This window comes from Sporomusaceae bacterium ACPt (genome assembly GCA_041428575.1).
Lineage (GTDB): Bacteria > Bacillota > Negativicutes > Sporomusales > Sporomusaceae > Sporomusa_D > Sporomusa_D carbonis.
In genome coordinates this window covers 797,295-818,112 of record CP155570.1, presented here as the reverse complement: position 1 = coordinate 818,112, position 20,818 = coordinate 797,295, and the positions used below count along the sequence as shown (strand labels likewise).

At 48.5% G+C, this 20,818-nt stretch carries 25 protein-coding genes and 1 riboswitch; of the genes, 1 reads left to right on the top strand and 24 read right to left on the bottom strand.

Translation table 11 applies throughout. The annotated features are described in order from the left end of the window. Positions 1-111: 111 nt before the first annotated feature. From SCACP_RS04000 to SCACP_RS03900, 21 genes are all read right to left on the bottom strand, one after another. Positions 112-282 (bottom strand): aminotransferase class V-fold PLP-dependent enzyme, encoded by a 171-nt coding sequence (locus SCACP_RS04000; protein ID WP_425060130.1) that lies wholly within the window; start codon positions 280-282, stop codon positions 112-114. Positions 283-748: 466 nt separating this feature from the next. Further along, the gene (locus SCACP_RS03995; protein WP_425060129.1) at positions 749-1,300 is read right to left on the bottom strand and encodes a BMC domain-containing protein; all 552 of its coding nucleotides are present in this window, start codon (positions 1,298-1,300) and stop codon (positions 749-751) included. Positions 1,301-1,305: 5 nt separating this feature from the next. Next, the gene (locus SCACP_RS03990) at positions 1,306-2,652 is read right to left on the bottom strand and encodes an SLBB domain-containing protein (protein WP_425060128.1); all 1,347 of its coding nucleotides are present in this window, start codon (positions 2,650-2,652) and stop codon (positions 1,306-1,308) included. Between the two features lie 34 nt (positions 2,653-2,686). Then, the gene (locus tag SCACP_RS03985; RefSeq protein ID WP_425060127.1) at positions 2,687-4,123 is read right to left on the bottom strand and encodes an aldehyde dehydrogenase family protein; all 1,437 of its coding nucleotides are present in this window, start codon (positions 4,121-4,123) and stop codon (positions 2,687-2,689) included. Positions 4,124-4,155: 32 nt separating this feature from the next. Further along, a complete protein-coding gene (locus SCACP_RS03980) occupies positions 4,156-5,136 on the bottom strand; it encodes a cob(I)yrinic acid a,c-diamide adenosyltransferase (protein WP_425060126.1) in 981 nt (326 codons plus the stop codon). Between the two features lie 27 nt (positions 5,137-5,163). Next, positions 5,164-5,964 carry a flavoprotein gene (locus SCACP_RS03975; protein ID WP_425060125.1) on the bottom strand — a complete coding sequence of 267 codons (801 nt, stop codon included), beginning with the start codon at positions 5,962-5,964 and terminating at the stop codon, positions 5,164-5,166. 1 nt (position 5,965) lies between these two features. Continuing rightward, the gene (pduL, locus tag SCACP_RS03970; RefSeq protein WP_425061316.1) at positions 5,966-6,577 is read right to left on the bottom strand and encodes a phosphate propanoyltransferase; all 612 of its coding nucleotides are present in this window, start codon (positions 6,575-6,577) and stop codon (positions 5,966-5,968) included. A gap of 245 nt (positions 6,578-6,822) precedes the next feature. Further along, complete coding sequence (eutM, locus tag SCACP_RS03965; RefSeq protein WP_425060124.1) at positions 6,823-7,104, bottom strand: ethanolamine utilization microcompartment protein EutM; 282 nt, start codon at positions 7,102-7,104, stop codon at positions 6,823-6,825. 1 nt (position 7,105) lies between these two features. Continuing rightward, complete coding sequence (locus tag SCACP_RS03960; protein ID WP_425060123.1) at positions 7,106-7,672, bottom strand: BMC domain-containing protein; 567 nt, start codon at positions 7,670-7,672, stop codon at positions 7,106-7,108. After that, the gene (locus tag SCACP_RS03955) at positions 7,654-8,142 is read right to left on the bottom strand and encodes a glycerol dehydratase reactivase beta/small subunit family protein (protein WP_425060122.1); all 489 of its coding nucleotides are present in this window, start codon (positions 8,140-8,142) and stop codon (positions 7,654-7,656) included. The genes SCACP_RS03960 and SCACP_RS03955 overlap by 19 nt, the downstream gene beginning before the upstream one ends. A 1-nt stretch (position 8,143) precedes the next feature. After that, positions 8,144-9,967, bottom strand: a complete 1,824-nt coding sequence (locus SCACP_RS03950) for a diol dehydratase reactivase subunit alpha (protein ID WP_425060121.1) — start codon at positions 9,965-9,967, stop codon at positions 8,144-8,146. 12 nt (positions 9,968-9,979) lie between these two features. Continuing rightward, positions 9,980-10,495, bottom strand: a complete 516-nt coding sequence (locus SCACP_RS03945; RefSeq protein WP_425060120.1) for a diol dehydratase small subunit — start codon at positions 10,493-10,495, stop codon at positions 9,980-9,982. A 15-nt stretch (positions 10,496-10,510) separates the two neighbouring features. Next, positions 10,511-11,152, bottom strand: coding sequence for a propanediol/glycerol family dehydratase medium subunit (locus tag SCACP_RS03940; RefSeq protein WP_425060119.1), 642 nt, complete (start codon positions 11,150-11,152; stop codon positions 10,511-10,513). 24 nt (positions 11,153-11,176) lie between these two features. After that, entirely contained in the window at positions 11,177-12,847 is a 1,671-nt protein-coding gene (locus SCACP_RS03935; RefSeq protein ID WP_425060118.1) for a propanediol/glycerol family dehydratase large subunit, read from the bottom strand. 18 nt (positions 12,848-12,865) lie between these two features. After that, positions 12,866-13,657 (bottom strand): propanediol utilization microcompartment protein PduB, encoded by a 792-nt coding sequence (gene pduB / locus SCACP_RS03930; protein WP_425060117.1) that lies wholly within the window; start codon positions 13,655-13,657, stop codon positions 12,866-12,868. Positions 13,658-13,681: 24 nt separating this feature from the next. After that, positions 13,682-13,960, bottom strand: a complete 279-nt coding sequence (gene pduA, locus SCACP_RS03925; protein WP_425061315.1) for a propanediol utilization microcompartment protein PduA — start codon at positions 13,958-13,960, stop codon at positions 13,682-13,684. Further along, the gene (locus SCACP_RS03920) at positions 13,957-14,391 is read right to left on the bottom strand and encodes a EutP/PduV family microcompartment system protein (protein WP_425060116.1); all 435 of its coding nucleotides are present in this window, start codon (positions 14,389-14,391) and stop codon (positions 13,957-13,959) included. The genes pduA and SCACP_RS03920 overlap by 4 nt, the downstream gene beginning before the upstream one ends. A 5-nt stretch (positions 14,392-14,396) precedes the next feature. Further along, a complete protein-coding gene (gene eutS, locus SCACP_RS03915) occupies positions 14,397-14,738 on the bottom strand; it encodes an ethanolamine utilization microcompartment protein EutS (RefSeq protein WP_425060115.1) in 342 nt (113 codons plus the stop codon). Positions 14,739-15,041: 303 nt separating this feature from the next. Then, positions 15,042-15,257, bottom strand: coding sequence for a helix-turn-helix transcriptional regulator (locus SCACP_RS03910; RefSeq protein ID WP_425060114.1), 216 nt, complete (start codon positions 15,255-15,257; stop codon positions 15,042-15,044). 143 nt (positions 15,258-15,400) lie between these two features. Beyond that, a complete protein-coding gene (locus SCACP_RS03905) occupies positions 15,401-15,775 on the bottom strand; it encodes a response regulator (protein WP_425060113.1) in 375 nt (124 codons plus the stop codon). Positions 15,776-16,116: 341 nt separating this feature from the next. Then, the gene (locus SCACP_RS03900) at positions 16,117-17,151 is read right to left on the bottom strand and encodes a nicotinate-nucleotide--dimethylbenzimidazole phosphoribosyltransferase (protein WP_425060112.1); all 1,035 of its coding nucleotides are present in this window, start codon (positions 17,149-17,151) and stop codon (positions 16,117-16,119) included. A 114-nt stretch (positions 17,152-17,265) separates the two neighbouring features. Continuing rightward, positions 17,266-17,464: riboswitch (cobalamin riboswitch) on the bottom strand. Positions 17,465-17,539: 75 nt separating this feature from the next. Here SCACP_RS03900 and SCACP_RS03895 point away from each other — a divergent pair. Further along, positions 17,540-17,797 carry a hypothetical protein gene (locus tag SCACP_RS03895; protein ID WP_425060111.1) on the top strand — a complete coding sequence of 86 codons (258 nt, stop codon included), beginning with the start codon at positions 17,540-17,542 and terminating at the stop codon, positions 17,795-17,797. Here the strand turns inward: SCACP_RS03895 and eutJ are convergent. The 3 genes from eutJ to SCACP_RS03880 all read right to left on the bottom strand — a co-directional run bounded on the left by eutJ (position 17,794) and on the right by SCACP_RS03880 (position 20,776). After that, complete coding sequence (eutJ, locus tag SCACP_RS03890; RefSeq protein WP_425060110.1) at positions 17,794-18,609, bottom strand: ethanolamine utilization protein EutJ; 816 nt, start codon at positions 18,607-18,609, stop codon at positions 17,794-17,796. The two genes, SCACP_RS03895 and eutJ, sit on opposite strands and share 4 nt — an antisense overlap. A 161-nt stretch (positions 18,610-18,770) precedes the next feature. Continuing rightward, positions 18,771-19,871 carry a hypothetical protein gene (locus SCACP_RS03885; RefSeq protein ID WP_425060109.1) on the bottom strand — a complete coding sequence of 367 codons (1,101 nt, stop codon included), beginning with the start codon at positions 19,869-19,871 and terminating at the stop codon, positions 18,771-18,773. Next, on the bottom strand, positions 19,868-20,776 hold the full coding sequence (locus SCACP_RS03880) for an acyl-CoA dehydratase activase-related protein (protein ID WP_425060108.1): 909 nt from the start codon (positions 20,774-20,776) through the stop codon (positions 19,868-19,870). Before SCACP_RS03880 ends, SCACP_RS03885 begins: the two co-directional genes overlap by 4 nt. Positions 20,777-20,818: the final 42 nt, after the last annotated feature.

Genomic DNA, 20,818 nt, shown 5'->3' with positions numbered 1-20,818 from the left:
CCATCACGCCTGACAAACAAGACATGTCTTTTTTAACCTTAGGAATAACGTGCTTAAGTACAAATTCTAACGCCTCTTCCGGGTCTTCATCAAAATAAATGCTTTTTAAGATTAGTTGTTCAGCTTCATCAAAAGCAACACCATTTCTGCCGCCTGCCTGGCGCCATGATATGAGCCTCTTCCCGGATTACAGCCGTTATCTGTCATATATTTAATTATTGCCTCCAATACCTCCGGGGGCTTAGGAAACGAAGTGGCAGCATTATCTAAATAGATTGACATTCCACACAACCCCTAAAATACCGTTTTACAAATTAAGGATATTACAATTCTATCATATTATTAATTCCTAATATTGACAACATTTTTTTTGAGCAAATAAAAAATCTCTATCTTTATAAACCTCTCAAGTAAACAAAAAAGAAGGATTGCCTTTCTTGACAATCCCTCTTCGACACATTCTTTACTACTATATAATTCCAACCGATTTTCCAAGTACGAAAGCAATGCCGCCACCAATCATCGGTCCAACTACCGGCACTCAAGAATATCCAGCCGGTAATCATGTTAAACCAGCCGGCACCTTCGGCTTTGGACTTTCCTAACAAGGAGTTTGCAACAACGCCATTACCAAAAAAAAATCAAAGTTGCAACACCGAGAAATTCTCCCAAATATGGAGTAGCCATAAAACACATCCTCTCTTCATTTTCGTACTGGATCATTCTTTAACAAATTGTTCAAGAGTTTTTAGAATAACGATCCGTGAAGATTGTGGTGAGGAGCGGCAATAACCAGTTGATCCACAAGAAAACCACTATCCTGGATTGCACTGCTGCCGGCACGCACCGCCGATGTCACGGCGCTGACCTCTCCGGTTAATGAAACTACCGCCTTGCCGCCCATACCGCGCGCCAGGCGCACTTCTAAAAGTTCTACGGCAGCGGCTTTGGCCGCCGCATCGGCGGCAACGATTGCGGACGCCACCGAATAGCTTTCAATAATCCCCAGCGACTTGATTTGTTTAACCTCGGCACACCCTGATAAGGCCTGAAATACACCGGAATGAATGTTAGGGATCACAAACTCATCCACTACATTCTCTGTTCCGCCCATAGACTTGCCGCTCCGCACAGCACTTTGCACCGCACCAACATCACCGGCCACCATAACAACATATTTTCCCGGGCATAGGGGCTGAGCCAGGATTAACTCAACATTAGCCGCCTTTAGCATTGCATCGGCCACCAAAATGCCTTTTGTTATATTTTTAATTTCTAGTAATCCTATGGCATGTTTCATTTTATTCACCCCCTGCTTTGCTGCATTGTCCGAATACTGATCGAACTGTCGACAGCATATACTTGTCCGGAAATGCTGGCATGGACGTTGGCGCTTACAACTGCCCCTTCGGGAATGACGGCAATAACATCCCCTCTATTAACCACTGCGCCAATTTCAACAACAGGGTTTGCCGGAGCTCCAATATGCTGCGAAAGTGGAATTTTTACCTCGTGGGCGGTAACGGATTCCAGACTTAACGGTGCTTTGACATCATATTTATCCAGCCCTAAACGGTAAAGCAGGCGTTTGGTCGGAATCAGGCGATACTCACGATTTGCGCGGGACTTTTGGGGTTTGGCGTTATGGGGATTTTTAATACCTGCCTTGCCAAATTGCCGCTTAAGCTCGGCATTGACACGCCGGGGGGAAAGACCCATAGTACAACCAAACATATCACAAGCACCGCATTCAGAACAGAGAAACGCCTTGGTAACAACACCGCTTTCACTGTATTGTCCTCGGCCAATGGCCTGCATGATACGGTGCGGTTCCAGGCTATGACCTAGGAGATTTCGCGGGCAAACATCAGTACAAGCCCGGCAATTGCAACAAACAGCTTTAGCCCGGTTAGCAACAACAGACCATGCCATACTTTTCTGAATTATTAGTTGATGGTCTGACGGTAGAACGATAATTCCACCAGTCGTTTTAGTAACGGGCTGGTCGGTCGTGGTGAGCTTGCCCATCATTGGTCCGCCGTCAATAACGGCATAATGAGCGACTGATGCCCCGCCAGCCAATTCGATTAGCTCGCGAACCGGCATACCAATTGGCACTTTAAACGTAGCAGGCTTATGGACAGCGCCGGTTACCGTAACATACTTATCCACCACCGGTTGTCCAGCCAGCGCTTCTGCCACATTAACCAGCGTTTCCACATTAGCGACAACCACTCCTACGTGCGGCGGAATGCCTCCCTCGGGTACAATTCTGCCGGTCACTTCATGCACAAGTACCTGCTCGTCTCCTGCCGGGTAAATATCAGGCAGGAAAAAAAGCTCAATTCCCTGCTCACCCGTCTGGGTTAATGCCTGCTGTAATTGCTTAACGGCATCTTCATATTTACGTTTCAAGCCAATATACCCGCGCCGCGCGCCGGTGGCCAGCATGACTGTCTTGAGTCCGACAATAAGTTTGGCGCTCTCACTGGCCATAATAAGCTGATGGGCTCTAAGCAGCGGTTCACATTCCGCGCCGTTAACAATTACAGTATCAACATTGGCGTTAATTTTTACATGAGTCGGGAAGCCGGCGCCACCGGCTCCCACTACTCCTGCCGCTTTTACGGCGGCAATGATTTCTTCCCGCATTACTCCACCTACTTCCTTTGCGCAATCATGTTACTCAGACGATAGATAGTGCATCAACAAGAACACAACGGCGCTGGCGGGTAAAGCTCCGGGCGGAAGTAAGTCCTTCGCCGGTCGGTCCCGCAATGGTAAAGGTAATAAATCCTTCGCCGCCAACACCGATTCCAGCAAATGACGGAGCATTTTTTACAAATATCGTTGTCTCAATGGCTTTAGCAAAGCGGGTTAAGTTGTCTACGTTTTTGGAATGCATGATTGCTGTATGGCGGTTACCATGCTCGACTTTGACGGCTAATTCAATAGCTTCATCAACGTCTTTTACTTGGACAACCGGTAATACCGGCATCATCAGCTCTTCCATGACAAACGGATGATCGGCCGCTGTTTCACAAATGACGGCACGTACCGTGTCAGGCACATCAATACCAATTTGACTTAAAATATATTTGGCATCTTTCCCGACATACTTCTTATTAATTGAATATTCCTTTTTAGGTTTTTCCGTACAACCGGACGCGGCAAGCTCTTCTTTCTCGGTCAAGATGACCTTCATAAGCCGGTCAATATCCTGTCCGGAGATTAAATACGCACCGCTTCTTTGCATATGGGCAATCAGCCGGTCAGCAATTGAGCCGACGGCAATGACTTCTTTCTCCGCAATACACGGCAGGTTATTGTCAAAAGAACATCCGGCTACAATATCTTTAGCCGCCTTTTCAATATCTGCCGTCTCATCGACAATAACAGGAGGATTGCCTGCACCAGCGCCAATGGCCTTTTTACCGGAAGACATGACAGCTTTTACTACTGCCGGGCCGCCGGTGGCTACAAGCATGTTGATGCCAGGATGCTTCATCATGGCATTTGTTGCTTCTAAAGACGGCTCAGCTACTGCTGTCAACAAATTGGCAGGACCGCCGGCTTTGACAATGGCTTCATTTAAAATCCTGATTGTTGTGAGTGATGTATTCTTGGCGGTGGGGTGGGGACTAAATACAACAGCATTGCCGGCGGCAATCATGCCAATGCCGTTGCAAATCACTGTTTCCGACGGATTGGTCGTAGGTGTAATCGACCCGATTACGCCATAGGGACCCATTTCAATCAATGTCAAGCCGCGGTCTCCACTCCATGCCTCGGTACGCAGGTCTTCAGTACCGGGAGTTTTGCGGGCAGCAAGCTGATTTTTCAGAATTTTATCAGCAACGCGTCCCATCCCGGACTCTTTTACAGCCATTTCTGCAAGTAAAACAGCATTTTCGCAGGCGGCCTCTCTCATGGCCTTAATGAGTTCTTCCCGCTTCTCTATCGATAAGTTTTTGAGTTGTTTTTGCGCAGTACGCGCCGCGGCCACAGCTTGATCAATTGTGGCAAAAATCCCGCCGTCGCCGGAATCTTTGCCCGTTTGTGCCTGTACCCTGGCCATTACTTCAGCCGTAATTTTTGCAATTAGGTTTTGATCAATAGTCACGTATGTTCCTCCTTCCGTTCCTAAGCCACCTGTTATAAGGCGGCCAGACCGGCCTTGGCTACCGTCATGTCTTCATCAACTGATCCGCCGCTTACGCCAATTCCCCCGATTAAAACACCGTTTTCATAGATGGGTATGCCGCCGCCGAATACAACCATGCGTCCGCCAACGGTGGTATTTAACCCGTACAATTGTTGACCCGGGAGTGCTAGGGCTGCTGCTTGATCAGTAGACATTTTAAGCGCAACTGCGGTATACGCCTTATCCAGAGCAATGGAAATGCTTGCCAGCAAGGCGCCATCCATCCGGTGATGGGCAACAAGGTTGCCCCCGCCGTCAACTACCGCAATAACCATAGGCACGCCAATTTCAAGGGCTTTTTTTTCCGCAGCCTCAATCAGCTTTTTGGCTTTGCTCAACATCGTCATGTCGTTTTTCCCCCCAACAAATTGCTCTCTGCCTTGAAGAACCTGCATTACCCGTTTCGTAACTTTGGTAATCAGCTCTTCCTGTTCGACGCACCTTGCCAAAACGAACAATAGGTCGGACAAACGGTTTAGATAGAGGGCAGCAGGCTGAGACACTGCTTGTGTGCGTTTGAGACTAACAACGCACCGCTCGGCGCGACGGACAATAGTCCGTGCCAAATCAAGCGCTGCGCTTACCTGCGTGCCTCCTGGCGTAACAAAATGCCGCTGCGGTATGCGCCGCTGTTCCAGTGAGTCAATGATGTTTTCCAACTTTTCCACATGACTGGGAGTAATCCGATACTTGTTGCCGTCTGGTAAATCTTCAGTAGCCAAATCTGCATTCAAAGAAATTAGTTCTTCTTGAATTCCATGGATGATATCAAACACCCATTCTTTATCTGTCAGAGATTTCGCCAGGCCCATTGCGGCATTAGCCTCATCCACAGTACCATAAGCATGTACCCTGATATGATCTTTATAAACCCGCTGCCTGCTTAGCAGACTGGTTTGTCCCTCATCTCCCGTTTTCGTATACACTTTCATGGCACACTACTCCTTCTGTTGCCGCCATTACAGCGTTTCATGGAGAATTTCCACGTTATTTTCCCTGGCAATATCACGCGCCAGAGGAGTCACAAGCGTACCTTTGGTGACAGTAAGAGTTTTTGCGCCACTCTGCACGGCACTTTTGACTGTCGCTGCGTCAAGAACTTGTTTCTTGGATGTGATTTCCCGCACCGGACGCGGTTTGACTTCCCGGAACATTACCTTTTTAGCCTGTGTGGTCAAATTTTCTACCGGAGTTAACTGAATGCCGTATGTTTCAATTTTATTAAGATTGGCCTGCAAAGCCTCTCTGAGCGCCGGCGAAGACTTCGCCATATTTTTTTGCACCCGCCAGCTATCTTGGGGATCGGCTGCATTCACAGCTGCTATTACGGGTTTACCAAACATTAATGCCTGGAGAATTAAAGTAGACACCATGGTATCAGATAGCGTATAGGCAAGTTTTGCCGCCGTATTTTGGGTCAACACGGGAACCAGTACAATATCTGCTTCCCGCAAAAATTTTCCCGGATAGGGGGACTGGGTAGTAACAATATTGATGTGACTACCCAGTTTTTCCTGTATCCGGTTTACCCCCACGATTTTCTCAGCGGCCTCTGAAAGGACCACCGTAATCTCAGTATTGAGCGCTTGGATACTGCTTAATTCTTCCAGACCTGTGTCAAGCCCAATGGTTCCACCCGTGAAAATAGCCAGTGCTTTGTAGCGCGCGCCGCCAGGCTGCAGTTGTCCCGTGCCGTTCAGTTGTTTAAGCTGGCGCAAAACCTCAGTGGTAACTAACTCCACAAGTTTTTCGTTATCCACGCTAGTTCTCCCTCACTTGTCCCAGCTTCACCATATCGCCGTTTTTAAGTCCGGCGGCATTGGCCTCATCTGTGTCAATATGAAATTCCAGCCGGAAGCTCGGGTTTACCCGCACCAGTACATTGGCAAAAGTGCCTCCCCGGGGGCCGTCAACGGTAACGGTTACACGGCTTCCGTCGGTAACATTGAACTGCCGTGCATCCTCTTCTTGCATATGAATGTGGCGGGCAGCACAGATCACTCCCTCACTCAGGGTAACCGCGCCGCACGGCCCAACAACAACAATACCGGGTGAACCTTTAATCGATCCTGAATCGCGTAGGGGAGGTATTACCCCCAGACTGAATCCATCGGTGCGCGATATTTCAACTTGAGTAAACTTGCGTACCGGGCCTAAAACCCGGACTCCCCGGATAACCCCTTTAGGTCCCACCAGAGTAACTGTTTCTTTGGCGGCGAATTCACCCACCTGCTTCAGTTCTTTTTCCCGGGTAAGAGTATAACCGCTGCCAAACAAAGTCTCTGTATGCTCATCAGAGAGGTGGATGTGGCGGTTGGATACCCCTACGGGGATGCCCTTTATCGCCGCGTCAGCCTGCTTAGTGCCGGACATTGCCGCCAATACTTGACTGACAATCTCCTCAATCATCTTTTGCTCCATCATCTCACCCCGCTCTACTTTGGGGAAAAGGGAGATTGCCACGTCGCTATGCTCCTACCCTAAAAAACGCCGGGGCAGAAGATTGCCACGCTACGCTCGCAATGACGTTCGCTATCGTCATTGCAAACGCTAGTGAACGTCATTGCGAACACTAGTGAAGCAACCTCCCCTTTTCCACTACAATACAACTGCTATATTTAAGCTTCTGCTTTGGGGAGAATTTTCTCAATGTCGGTATGGGGGCGGGGAATAACGTGAACGGAAATCAATTCGCCAACACGTTGGGCGGCAGCCGCGCCACTGTCAGTAGCGGCTTTTACAGCGCCAACATCCCCGCGCACCATAACTGTTACCAACCCTGATCCAATTTTCTCATAACCTACTAAAACTACGTTTGCGGCTTTTACCATGGCGTCAGCTGCTTCAATTGCACCGACCAATCCTTTGGTTTCTACCATTCCTAATGCCTCTCCGCGCATATTATTCATCCTCCTTGTTGTGTTTATCGAAATGAATGCAAGTTATTCTCGGGTCGCCCTTTTTCCGGCCGCAGGCAGGGTCACCACACAAATTGCACACTTCACCCGCACTCACGGCCGGCACCGGCTTTTCATTAACAATATCCGAAACAACCTCGGGGGCCACCGCTGCCGGCTCGGTGACAACCGCCTGCCCAGCTTGAACCGGGATATCCGCCGGTTGTTTAGCCGCCTCGATCACTGTCGCTTGGGGCGCCGGCTGACTGCAGACTGTTTTTCTACCCGCTGTTTCCTTAGTAACGATAATTCCGCCCAATTCACTGTGGGGACGCGGTATAACGTGCGTAGCATACACTTTGTTGATCTTGGCGGCAGCGGCCGCGCCGGCCTCTACCGCCGCCTTGACAGCGCCAACATCCCCGCACAGTTTTATAACCACCAGACCGCCGCCTTTGGTAAGTTCGTAGCCAAGCAACTCGACATTGGCCGCTTTCACTGCAACATCGGCGGCTTCCATGCCGGCGGCCAACCCCACTACTTCAATCAATCCTAATGAGTTTTTGACCATGTATTCACCTCCCCATGGCCTTTAACAAATTCCGGCAGTGCTTTCAGGACAATTTTGCGAACACTTTCATATAATTGAGCCATATCCAGATCAGGAGCCGTGTTTTGTTCCGGCTTATCTTTGAAGGGAAGTCCCTTAACCAAACGGGCAGCGTTATAGCCAAACTGACGCCAGTCGGCTGCAGTACCCTCGCCCGTTAAAGTAAACAACGGCTGCAGTGCAGGCAGTTTATGGTAATGAATACACATTCCGGCCGGGCTGATACCCACACCTACTCCGAGCGGCGACGCCTGCGCGCCCTGGTAGGCCAGGGCAACCGCATCGTTCCGGTCGCCGTTAAGCAACGAATACGGTATTCCCTCTTCTTCCATGCCGGCCTGAAGTTCCCGTAGTTTAGCGTCACAGTTCGCGTGCGGAAATGTGCAAACAATTATGCTGGGTTTTGTTAGTGTTTTATCCGGTTGCATCATTTCACACCCCACCATCGAGATGGGATAGCACCAAACCGGTCGCTACGGCATTTCTCGGACCTTGGCTCCCGCGGATATTACCCCGCCCGCAGACAATCCCGTATTCGGCAAGAGCGTCGGTTACCATATCAGCCACCTCAAAGTCCATAGCCGATCCTCCTACCAGCACGACAAACTCAATATGCCGGATATTGCCGGTAGGAGCAACACGCGCCAATGACCTAAGCGCATTAGTAACAAAAACCCGCTTCTTGGCCTCGCGCCGTACATGCCTGATTTTATCCAGCGGGTGATCAAACGGAATCGGGACCATGCCGCCTTCTTTCAGAATGACAACCCGCGCAAAGACGTGAGGCGGCAGATGATTATCATAGAACCTAACCGTACCGTCTTCCAGCCTGACATGGTACAAACTCTCTACTTTAGCCAGCGGGTATTTTTTTATGTCTTCTGCTAAATCAAAATCATTCAACCCTAACTCTGAATTAATCAGCATAGTTACCATGTCGCCGGCGCCGCCCAGGTGAATGGACATTACCCGGCCGTCTCTGGTAATGATAGCGGCATCGGTGGAGCCGCCGCCCATATCCAGGATGGCAAGTGGTTTGTCGGTACCGGGAGTAGTTAACGCCCCGCGGATCGCCATGTTAGCCTCTACCCCGGCAATAACCACCCGTATTCCCAATTCGGCGGTAAGACGGTCAGCAATCTGCTGCATGGGCAACCTGCTGGTTTTAACCATAGCCGCTAAGGCTACCGCGCTTTCCAGGGCAAATTCACCGGCTAAACCGCCTTGCACCTTTTGCGGCACAAAGGTATCCACCGCCAATATATCCTGTATCTTCATCTCGGTCACCGGCTGTTGGGTAAGTTCGGCCATTACCTGGCGAACTCTCTCCAGCATGCCGTTTACATTGGTCCCGGCCTCCCCTTGCACGTCGATTACCGGCTGAACCCGTTCAACTGCTTCCATAATTGCGGCTGCTCCTGCTTCGACATCAACGTCAGACTTGCCTTTCTGTCCGACTACCGTGATGAAGCCGGCCGGTATTGCACGCGCTTTGACATCACCGGCGGGCGTTCGCACCACGACTGCTGAACGGTTCCCGATCAACGCCCTGGCAATCGGCACCACCATTTTGGTGTCTTCCGGCGTCAGGTTAAATACAGTAGCAATGCCATAAGGATTAGATAAAGTTTGAATTGTTTGGCCGGCTTCGGCAACTTCAACAGCCGCCAGCATTCTTACCGGTACTTTTTCAATTAAGGTTACCTCATCAACAACAGGTATTTTGCGCTGCAGCCTGTTGACAATCAGCACAGCGTCGTCCTGCCTGGCTACAGCGCCCTGGACATCAACGCCTCTGGCCATTGCGGAGTTTATTGCTTTCGCCGCATCTTCAAAGTCAATGCCCTTGGGTATCAGACAAATAATTTTTTCCCCCGGGGCCACTGCCGGAAGCTCGTGAAAGGGAATGGTCATCCCGACACCCAGACCGATTCCGCCCGGAGTCGACGGATTATGACCAATCATTGTTGATTCGGTAATAATTGTTTCCGTGATGGTTTCCATGGCCAAATCGCCAATAACCGGAGTGGCTTCATTAAGCCGTATTTCCTCCAAATCAGCCAAACTCAGCCGGGATTGTTTCAATGCCTCCTGTAAGGCGATGACAATTCCCGGCACATTGGCCAAAGTGCCCTTGATTCCTGTTGTCTTAACAATACTGCTGGCCAGGTATTCTTTTATTTGTCCTTGTTCAAACCGGGCCAAACATACTTCAGTTGTGGAGTTTCCAATATCCACGCCGGCAATGATAGGCATGAAGCTCCCACCCTACTCCGCTTTCAGACGATTCCGGCGTTCGTACACTTCTGCGGCTTCTCTCACGAAAGCGGCGTTTATTTTTGCGTTGTATTTAACTTCCATTTCATTAGCGATTTCCAGGAGTTCTTGCTTAGTTGAGCGGTACGGACGCAGGGCGTTATAAATTTCCAGGACGCGAGCATCAGGAATGGCAACCAGTTCTGCAGCGCGGCGAAGGTTGTTGGCAAATTGGGTCCTGCCCACGCCGTCGGCAATTTCAGCTTGCAGCCGGAGAGTTTCCGGGGTAATGCGGACATCCTCAGGTTTTACATTACCATTAAGTACATTTTCCAGGGTAATATCGGCCAACGTTTTCCCGGTTGGAGTTTTCAATAATTCAGGACGTTTGCTGGCCAGCGGGTAATCGCGGTCAGGGCAAAGAGCGGCCACCGGCGCTTGAGGTTTAGTCTCGGTTGCTTGCGGCGCTTGCATCATGGACTTCAACACTTCGCGAACAATATCTTCTAACATTTTATTTTCAGACATTTTTTTCACCTCCGCCTAGTTAAAAATGACGTCCAGTTCAACCGGCTTAGCACCGGGAACAACGTGTTCGGTTTCTTTGATATGCAGTACGGCAGCTTTGGCCTGATACTTAGGCCGTGCCATTTGGTCGTTTTTCGTCGGCACCGGTGTCGGTGATTCGCCTTTAGCATATTTAGCGGCATTGCGTCCAATATGCCGGTAGGTTTCTAAATCCAAGAGCGGCGACTGCGGGAACAGTTCCAGATTGCTGAGCGGCGGCAAATCCTTTTGATGGATTACAGTGGTACCCCTGGATTGAATGCCGATGGCAATACCTGACCCGCTGAGCTTAGTGGCGTCATGGGCCGCAAAGGCTACGTCGGAAGTCCGAAGAACCCGCACAACTCTTGCCTTGATGCCTTCTTCTTCAATACCGGCGATCAATTCTCTGAGCACATCGCTATGAGGCACATTTACAATGGTTTTATTTTGGAATTTGCCAAAAGCGGGAGCCACGGCAATGATAACTTCATCAGATCTGGTTCCCGGGCGGGCTTCACCTTTTTCCACCAACGTCATCAAGCGTCCGGTAACGGCAGTCTTAGGCGCAGCCGGCTGCTCCATACCGGAAAGCACTTGCTTAACTATTTCACGAATTAATTGTTCGTTAATTTGCATTTCTCTCCACCTCTCTCGCTCTCATCACACGTCAAAATCAGACGGTTTAATCGCCTGGCGTATGTTCTTAATTTCATCCCAACGTTCTTTGCTGAGGCGATAGCCTGTGCCGGGTCCGCGATAGTCGTTCTTGCAGTTTACGGCGCTGATAACGTTGAGCTGTTTGTCGAGAATGGCCGAGGTATGGAGATAATCGCCGGAAATCCGCTGTTTCAGCGTACCCAGTACGTTTTCCGCTATATCAGTGAAGCCGTTTTTGGCCAAAGCTCTTACAATATCTACACCGGTAATACCGCGCTTCATCATTTCTTCGGCAGCTTTAATGTCTTCGACTACGTTCCGCTTGATGATTTCCTTGGTACCATGACAATAGGTGGCTGCCTCCACTTCCTCATCAGTAATAGGCGGGAAGCCAAATTCTTTAAATACGGCTTGCAGTGCTTTGCCTGCTTTATGACGGACTGCAATAACTTCTTCTTCGGAAACCGGTTTAAGCCCGCCGTCAACCATCAGGTCGCGCTGGATGATGTTCCAGTCATCATAGTCATCAATGTCCCAGTTGGACCCGGCAAACATATTGTCATAGTTGGGAGTAGCGCTGTACCCTGAACATATGAAATCAGTGCCAGGCAGCATTTGCATCAAAGTACGGGCAGTGCGCCGAATGTCCGAATGAGTAAAAGTCTGGTCGTTACTTGAGGCTACTTCCAGGTCGAGCATGGCAGCGCAGAGGTTTTCGCCCAGGATGGCACGAATGCCGGACGGAACGGCAGCCGGAACACCTACGCAGCTGACCGAACCGTTTTGCAGGCCTTGTACGCCGGCGCCTCTGGTCAGCATAATGCAGCGGACTTCCAGATAAAGCATGGACTTGCCTTCGGCATAACCCATTTGCACTTCGGAACCGGTGCCGGAGGTAAACCGCATTTTCAGGCCGCGCGAAGCATAAGCCGAAGCAAGGAAGGCTTTGGACCATGGGGTGTCGTCACCGTCTACGAATACGTTTTCAGTACCGTATACAGAGATGGTTTCGGCATATGCCGTGATCCCCCGCATGCCAAGGAGCAATTCGGTCGCTTCTTCCAAAGCGCACTGAATCAGTACGCCGCCCCGGCCAACCTGGCCGCCTACCTGCAGGGCAAGGGCGTTAAACGGCGCGTAGCGGACAACAGCTACCGTTGTTTCCATTTCGTCAAAACCACGCATTGCGGCTTCGGCGGCGTCGGCAGCAATGAGCACCGGATTGTCTTGAGGGTTGGTGACATGGCACTGGTTGGACGGAATCTTCCGGGCCCGCATTTTTTGGAGGGCCATCATCATCTCAACCACATTCATGGTGTTCAGGACAGCAACAATTTTTGCCGCCGTCAAACCACGGGTGATCTTGACAATTTCCTCCCGCGATACATTTACGTCAACAAGCATTTTGGCGATTTCAGTATCCGGCATAGCCATTGCTTGTTCGGCAACAGTAGTGTCAATTGCGTAATCAGCAATGAACTGGTCGATAAAGTCGAACTGAGCACGCAGTATGCCGTCCATCTCAACGACTTTACCATTCTCGATCTTAATACTGGGTTTAGGATCGTTAGGGCTACCCATAGCCATCAGGCCAACTTCCGGCCATTCAACTACGAAACCATCCTGGTTTACAGGGCGGGCAGCCAATACTTCAAAACGTTTTGATCTCTTCATCTCTATTCCCCCCTGTTTTTAGATGTACGGCGTTGTTACGGACGGAGCCGGACCAGCCATAGCTTCTAATACTTTTTTACCCACTTCCTTAGCAGCAAGTACTGCTTGCCGCACTGCGCCGGAATCACCGGTAACCATGATAATGACCTCATTGGAATAGCTGGTGCCGCCGCCAGGGCTGGCATAGCCTACGACTTCGACGTTGGCGGTCTTTACAGCGGTATCGGACATAAGCACGCCGATGGCGGCCGGGGCGCCTACGATCAAACCAAAAGCCTTGCCGATCGGTGCGCCAAATGCCTTGTTGATTGCATAACTGGCGCGTGCAGTATACTGTAATTCGAGGTGACCGGCATCATTGGCATACACGTCACCGAAGGTACGGTCAAGTTCCTTCAGGGCAACTTCAATCGCCCGGCGGGCGTCAGATACTTCTTCAGCGCCGAAGATAATCAAGCAGCCATGACCGGCACCGCCTTTAGTGTCACGGGCTAACTCAATGGTTACAATTTCAGTATTGGTGGCTTTAACGGCTTCATCAGCCGCCATGATGTGCGGGCCTGCCCCGGTACGGGCGCCAAGGATACCAATCGAACGGTATTTGGGATCAAGTTTCATTTTTTCGTGCAGCATAGGGTCAACGTTGGCAATGACTAACCCTACGGTGTCACCGACAGCTGTACCGACAAATTCGGTAATGCCCGGGTTTGCGAGCACTTTTTGCGCTTCAGGAGCAGCTGCCGCCGGAGCTGCGGTCTCCATCCGCTTTTTAATTTCATCCATGACCTTTTCAATCAACTGGTCTTGCATTACATTACACCTCCAAAATTATATCTACTTAATCTTAGGAAGAATTTTTTCAACATCGGTATGAGGACGGGGAATGACGTGAACAGATATAACCTCTCCCACATTTCTGGCAGCAGCCGCACCGGCATCGGTAGCTGCTTTGATCGCACCAACATCACCACGCACCATAACAGTAACCAACCCTGAACCGATTTTTTCGTAACCGACTAAGACGACGTTTGCTGCTTTTACCATGGCATCAGCAGCTTCAATGGCTCCTACCAGCCCTTTAGTTTCAACCATGCCTAACGCTTCACTCATTATTTGCACCCCCTTTCACTAAGATATTCTGATAATTCAGATAATCCCGTCCCGGTGTGTGCCGAAACATAGAAAATAGGCTCTTTGATCCCCGCCTGCATGAGGCGCAGCTTGGCTTTTTCCCGGTCAGCACCAGGAGCATCTAATTTGGTCACAACTCCCACTACCGGCCGCGAAAACATTGCGGCAAATCCTGGCGGCAATGCCATTCTAAAATCGGTTGCGTCCTGAACGATTAACACAACCTTGGCTTCTGCTGCCGTAACCATCAGTGCCGAATAAAAACGGGGGATTTGTGCGTATTCACCCGGTGTGTCAATAGCACCGTCGGTAAAACAGATACTTTGTGTTTTGTCAGCTTTCCGGCAATTTTGCTGCAGCGCGTTTAACAATGATGTCTTGCCGGCACCAACAGGACCTACTAACATAATCATGTTACTTAAGACCTTGTCAGCTTGGCCGCCGAAAATCCTAACCCTTCGGCCAACAGATTGGTTACTTGCCTCAAGGCCGCCTCTACAGCCGACACATTCCCGGTAATAACCAGCGAGCCGGTAAACCGGTCCATAAAACCGATTTGTACGGCGGCCGTCTTGGTCGCCGCATCAGCCGCTATGATTGCCGCCTCACAAGGAGTAATAGTTAAGATACCAATTGCGCCGCTGTCTCCGATACCTAATTTTTCACATAATTCTTTCTTAGGATTGGCAATAAGATGTGCTAGCGTCACCTGCTTACCGGGCACGTACTCCTGTACCACTCTCGGCTTTTCTTGAGTCATGGCCTTACCTCACAATCGTCCTGAATGATTGATCGCTGAATTTTCTATTTCGCCATAATAATTTGCTTTTTTACTATAAAAACCTTGAGTGAATGTTGCGGCAGCACAGTACATATTTGCGTCCTTATGTTAGTACAAAATTGTTTACCGCCGGGACCTGTCGCTTTATCCATGGTACTTCTTTGCTAAATGTTGTTGTTTTGCTGACAAAAACAAAAAAAGACTGTTATTCACAGTCTTTTTATCACCATCAGCCTGTTGATCACAACAGCCAAACAAGCAATTGTAATTTATTGTTCGATTTTAGAAAGTTGTTGTCTCCAATTCAAAGGTCTCCTGACCGGCATTGCTGTTCTTTAGTTTTGCCCGGTATTGATTCGGAGTCATGCCTGCTTCCTGGCGAAAAAACCGGCAAAAATAACTGGCGTCTTGATAACCGGCCGCGGCTGCGACCCGGACTACCGTCTGTTCCGGGTTTCTCAGTAATAACTTTGCCCTGTCAATTCTGACTTTCGTCAAAAAATCAACAAAATTACAACCCTGTTCAGCTTTAAAGTAATTTTACCTGAGATCAAATCAGGCACGAACGACATCTTAATAAATGGCATGGCTTCTGCTAAATTCTTGCGCAGATGAGCTTCTTCCTGTTCCTTACACTTTCGTTACCCTATTTTCGCAACAACAGAGGCTAATGTCTCTATTAAATCTTTAGGGCGAAGTGGCTTTAACATATACTCCACCGCCCCGATCGACAGCGCTTCTTTGGCATAACTGAATTCGTCAAAAGCAGTAAGCATGACAATGGCGGCATCAGGCAATAAAGCCCGTATGGCGCGGGCAGCCTCCAAGCCATTAAGCTCAGGCATCCGGATATCCATCAGAATAATGTCCGGTTTTTCACCGGCAGCAATAGTTACGGCGCTCTTGCCATCTCCCGTTTCTGCTATAACCCGGATATTTTGGAAGTTATTTCCAATGATAAACCGCAAGGCCTGCCGCTCTAGTTGTTCATCATCTGCAATCATTAATGTGTACATATGTGCGTCCTCTCTTATGTTTTATGATTGGCAACATAAGGCAAAACTTGCATCAGATGCTTAGTTGAGCCAATCCCGGAGCTTAGCGCCGGTTATGCCGCCGCTTGAAAAGCGGAGAGCTCAGTGGCGGTTAGCTATCGGACTGCGATACCGGTAGCTTCACAGAATCTATCTTGAATCTCTTGTAATATCTGAGTATTAACGATTTCTTCCAAAGAAAACCGGGTGTTGTAGTTATGCACAAAATTTCCCCCTGCACATTGCTCGCTTTAAGGGGACTATTTACTGCGGCGATCGAATTCCTGCTACAATCTAAAAACAATCGTCAAAAAGTGACAGAGCTACATGGCTGCCAAGTGCTGCGAATCAGGTTTGCTTAATGCAAAATCAGAAAGTCTGGCCGTATTATAAATTGCAAAAGCCATGGTCTTTAGCATGGCTACCATTAATATGGCCCCCGTCCCTTCCCCGAGGGCCATATTGGCCCGAATGGGTACATCGTCAGCCAGTATGTTACCGAGTAACAGAGCATAGGACATGCCTGGCTCTTTGGACATGTGCGAGGGAATGGCATAGGTTTCAACTTCCTTATTTATTCTGGCGGCACAAGCAAAAGCCACCGCGGTGATAAACCCGTCAATAACAAAGGGGACTTTCAAATTCGCGCATTCGATCATGCCGGCGCAGATAGCGACAATATCCAGCCCGCCGACACACCGCAAAATATCCTCAATACTTTTGAAGCTGCCTCTATGCCGTTCAGCGCCTTTAGCCACGACAACACATTTTCTTTTGACAATATCACTGTTATGGGCACTGGCGCCATACCCGACAACAAATTCCGGCAAAATACCTGTCATGGCATGCAACACCGCAGACGAAGTTGTGGTATTGCCAATCCCCATCTCCCCAAAAGACAGTAAGTTAGCACCGTGAGTACCAACCGCATACTGAGCCATTTCCTGCCCGACACGCCATGCTTCCTGAAACTCCGCCGGACTCATAGCCTCTTCTTTCAAAAAGTTCTTTGTGCCAAAAGCCACCCGCCGATTAATTCCTACTGTTTGCTTATTATTAATGCCAACATCAATTACCGAATACGGAATATGATTGGCTTTGCAAAAACAACTGATCGTTGCCCGGCCGTCTACCATATTTTGGGCTTGAAGATAGGTTATTTCTGCCGGAAAAGCTACTACCCCTTCTTCAACGACACCGTTATCGGCGGCAAAGATTAAATGATAAGGCTTAACTTCCGGCTGCAACCTTCCCCAGGCTAACAACATTTTTTTCAAATGTTTTTCCAGTAATCCCAGACTATTGGGCGGTTTTGCCGCCCCATTGATCAATTCATCAACCGTTGCCTGATAATTCATATCTACTCCTCCTCGTATCGTGTTTACGCCATGCAAAAAACCCTAGCCCAAAAAGGCTAGGGTTCTATTGTAAAAAAAATCCTATCCTTCTGGTACTACCTCTGGCGCGGAGGTAAATAACAGCCAACACAGGCAGGTCTCCTGGCTTCCGGATCATCAGAGCGCCTGCGCCTTCCCGGTTTTACCGGCGGCATAGGCAGGGGCTCTTCCCCGATTACAGTGGCGCGACCGCGTCGTTTAAGGATTGGCAAATCCTTCCGATCTTCCCTATTCTCCTCTCATACCGAAAGGCACCTGAGTGGTGGCATTTATTCGATTTTAAAAATTACTTCTACAATAAAAAAAATTCTCCTGCCGGCAAATGCCGTTTCGCAAGATGTTAAAGCATTTGGTCAAAAAAGTTCCACATTACCATCTGCTGCGATTGTTAAAAGATTGCCAAAGTATGACTCCTATCAGCATCTTAGGCATAGGCTGCCTGGAGCGGATCGCTGATTATATCAAGCCGATGATATTTCGCAAAGCTCTTATTGGCAGCGACAAAGTACTGGTCGACAGCGGGCTGATTGGCAAGCTGCTTTCCTTACTTGATTCTCACGGGATTTTTTACATAATTTATACCCTTTGTGTGTTTATCATATTCTAACCAAACATGGCAATCCCTAACGGTGTAACCAGCAAAGGATGTGGAGGAACATGTACCTTACGGCCAAACGCTTTGCCGAACTCGGTCTCAAACCCCTGCAAATACGCAGTGCCGCCAACTACATATACCGGATATTCGTTGAACTCATCATAGCCGGCCAGCATGTTTTTTACAACTGTCGCCATTTTTTCAATAACAGGCAAAATCACCGGCATAATTTTCCGGTGCCGGGCAGGGTCTCTTTTGAGAATTTCGGCTTCCTCAAAAGGTATTTTATACGCGCCAGCCAACACTAACGACACATGTGTACCCCCTGTTGGTTCGTCAGCAGTAAAAACCAATTCACCGTTCTTTAAGACAGCGATACCGGTAGTTCCGCCCCCAATATCCACCACGATGCCATGACTGATATCCAAGGCCTTAGCTGCCGCTACCGGCTCGTCTACCTGACAGACGGGTTCCAGCCCAGCCCCGGCAATCACATGTCCGCAAGCCAGCGCATTACGCCCCACCGTACCTGGCGGAATAGCCGTGGCTCCTTTATCTAAGGTAATGCCCATAATGGCTTCGACTTCAGCCTTCAGTTTTTCAACAATCACCATAGCTCCCCGAAAATCCACCACCAACCCGTCCTTAACCACGGAAGCCCATCGCATACTGCCTGCTACCGGATTACCTGATTCATCGGTAACAACCAGCACAACATCGGCCGTTCCGAGATCTACTCCCACTTTGTACGGACCAGGCAAATCAGCCGCTGTTTTAGTCTTGATAAGATGATATAATTGATAAATTTTTTCGTACGCGTCCACAGTTATCCCCCTTGCCGCCATATTCTAGTCAGGTAACTCATTCACGGTAATGACAGCATAAAAATGTACTACTTGATTTCCCTGCACTACCGGCAAATACCTGTTACCATAATCTAAAATTAATGACAAGTTTTTTTAATTTTTTGCTCAAAAAAAACTCTCTACCGTAGCGACCGTAGTGTTTTTTCTTTACAATGCTGTTTACGTTTGATGCAATCAGCAAATGCTTCAACCCGGGTAATAATACCAACATCGCTGGAGTGTTCATCAAGACTTAATGACAACAATGGCAGATTATAGTCACTGGCAATATTTTTCAATGCGTATTGGGCCACAACTTCCGGCATACAGCCAAAAGGATAGACATGGATTATACCGTCATAGCCATTTTGCGCCGACCATAACGCGCTGCCTACTGATTTTAATCCGTCACCGCCAACGTGATAGTTTAGATAGGGCCGCGCTTGGTTAAGACAATCCTTTTCTTCATTATATAATCCCAAACTCTGGAGAAATGCTTTGGAATAGACCCACTCCCCCGTGGAGACAAACTTTTTGACTTCGATCCCTTGTTTAATCAGCAAGTTTTCAATCATGTGATTTACATACGGTTCCATTAAAACATAAAACTCACCAAGCAAAGCAACTTTGGCAGGCCGGGATTCCATAGAATTTGTAACATTTTTCATCAGGTCAATTACCATATCCCGGGTATAACTGATATCGCTAAAATTGCGGCAACCGGCAAATTGCTGTACACCGCTATCACATATATTGATTATTTGCTCAGGAGCACTGGCCCGTGCTCCGTAACAATTTTTTGCATCATTAATCGCATCAAGCGCTTTTAATGTTTGTACTGCCATGGCGATATTTTTAATCACAGCCAAACGGCCGGAACCAGTCGTTTGGCGCAAAAAGCGGTATAAATCTCTAAAAAGATTTTCTGTATTAATGGTAAAAAATTGTAATTTCTTTTTTGCTGCTAAACTGATTTTCTGAACGGCGTTGAAAAAACCCATACGGCATTTACCTGCGCCGCATATGGTTATTAAAGTATCTGCTCCTTGGTCGATACTTTCTAAAAAATTGCCCATGTTAATTTTATAGGGTAAACACACACCCTCGGGGGAATAAAGAGAGCCTAACTCCAGTGTTTTTTGGGAAATGGGCGGCGCTTCGATGACTTCCATTCCCAGGTTATTTAGCATGTTGAAAACCGGAATATTTAAATATCCCATATGCGGGTACGTTACCTTCACGACTTCAGCCTCCGTTCCACTAAATCCCAAAATGCTTCAATTCGTGTAATAAGGCCGGCGCTGCCGGTATGTTCGTCAATATTAATAATTATATGGGGTTTAGTGCTTTGTTTGAGCACATGATGCTCCACATATTCATTAACAAGCGAGTCAGGACCACAACCAAAACTTGATACCATGACAATACCGGCTATGTCCGGCTGGCGGCAAAAGAAACGAGCCGCCCCGACAATTTTTGCCGATAGCTGCCAGTAAATATCCGGCTGGAAGACTTTCGCCTCATCATAAAGCACTTTACTTACCACATGGTCAGGTGTAACAACGGTAACGCCGCGGGAGGTTAACGTATTCATCATTTCTTGACAAAAAAACGTATCCTTTAATAAATAACTGTGACCGATAATAGCAATTTTGTTGCTTGGCATACTACCGCAAGGTGTGTCTGCCCGCCATGATTTCAGGGCCCGCCGGTAGGCTAAATACCCGGGAACAGCCGGTAAGCCCATTGCCTGACAAGTAGTATAAATTGCCTGTAGTTGACTGAGCGGCGACTTATCCTCAATATTGGGAGCAATAAGCTGTTCAGGCGACAACCTAAAGGTATTTTTTACGACATCAGGCAAGCCGGAAAACTTGGCACAAAAATGAAAATTACGATGGTATTGGGCAACACGCGGAACAAAAATGTGGCTACATTTAGATAACAAGGAGTCAACATGACCTAAATAGACTTTTAAAGGCAGACAAGATTCGTCTATTGCCAATAACGTGCCACGGTCCAGTATTTGTTTATTGGTTTCACCGGAGACGGAAACAGGGATACCCATATTTTGAAAAAAAGCACTCCACAAGCTGCCGAATTCGTGATACAGCATAGCCCGCGGAATACCTATATGAAGCTGCATATCATCATCCTTTTGCCAGAATGAAATTAGGTTATTTCAGTA

Coding starts and splice junctions, on each gene's coding strand:
- pduL (WP_425061316.1), bottom strand. CDS start 6,577: ATGTCCGGCACTAAGCAGGCTGACGCGGCGATAAAGGGCATCCCCGTA.
- SCACP_RS03980 (WP_425060126.1), bottom strand. CDS start 5,136: ATGAAAGTGTATACGAAAACGGGAGATGAGGGACAAACCAGTCTGCTA.
- SCACP_RS03935 (WP_425060118.1), bottom strand. CDS start 12,847: ATGAAGAGATCAAAACGTTTTGAAGTATTGGCTGCCCGCCCTGTAAAC.
- SCACP_RS03950 (WP_425060121.1), bottom strand. CDS start 9,967: ATGCCTATCATTGCCGGCGTGGATATTGGAAACTCCACAACTGAAGTA.
- SCACP_RS03880 (WP_425060108.1), bottom strand. CDS start 20,776: ATGCAGCTTCATATAGGTATTCCGCGGGCTATGCTGTATCACGAATTC.
- SCACP_RS03960 (WP_425060123.1), bottom strand. CDS start 7,672: ATGGTCAAAAACTCATTAGGATTGATTGAAGTAGTGGGGTTGGCCGCC.
- SCACP_RS03995 (WP_425060129.1), bottom strand. CDS start 1,300: ATGAAACATGCCATAGGATTACTAGAAATTAAAAATATAACAAAAGGC.
- SCACP_RS04000 (WP_425060130.1), bottom strand. CDS start 282: ATGTCAATCTATTTAGATAATGCTGCCACTTCGTTTCCTAAGCCCCCG.
- SCACP_RS03955 (WP_425060122.1), bottom strand. CDS start 8,142: ATGATGCAACCGGATAAAACACTAACAAAACCCAGCATAATTGTTTGC.
- SCACP_RS03900 (WP_425060112.1), bottom strand. CDS start 17,151: ATGAATTATCAGGCAACGGTTGATGAATTGATCAATGGGGCGGCAAAA.
- SCACP_RS03920 (WP_425060116.1), bottom strand. CDS start 14,391: ATGATTATGTTAGTAGGTCCTGTTGGTGCCGGCAAGACATCATTGTTA.
- pduB (WP_425060117.1), bottom strand. CDS start 13,657: ATGCAAGACCAGTTGATTGAAAAGGTCATGGATGAAATTAAAAAGCGG.
- eutM (WP_425060124.1), bottom strand. CDS start 7,104: ATGCGCGGAGAGGCATTAGGAATGGTAGAAACCAAAGGATTGGTCGGT.
- SCACP_RS03945 (WP_425060120.1), bottom strand. CDS start 10,495: ATGTCTGAAAATAAAATGTTAGAAGATATTGTTCGCGAAGTGTTGAAG.
- SCACP_RS03905 (WP_425060113.1), bottom strand. CDS start 15,775: ATGTACACATTAATGATTGCAGATGATGAACAACTAGAGCGGCAGGCC.
- eutS (WP_425060115.1), bottom strand. CDS start 14,738: ATGACTCAAGAAAAGCCGAGAGTGGTACAGGAGTACGTGCCCGGTAAG.
- SCACP_RS03990 (WP_425060128.1), bottom strand. CDS start 2,652: ATGCGGGAAGAAATCATTGCCGCCGTAAAAGCGGCAGGAGTAGTGGGA.
- SCACP_RS03940 (WP_425060119.1), bottom strand. CDS start 11,152: ATGCAAATTAACGAACAATTAATTCGTGAAATAGTTAAGCAAGTGCTT.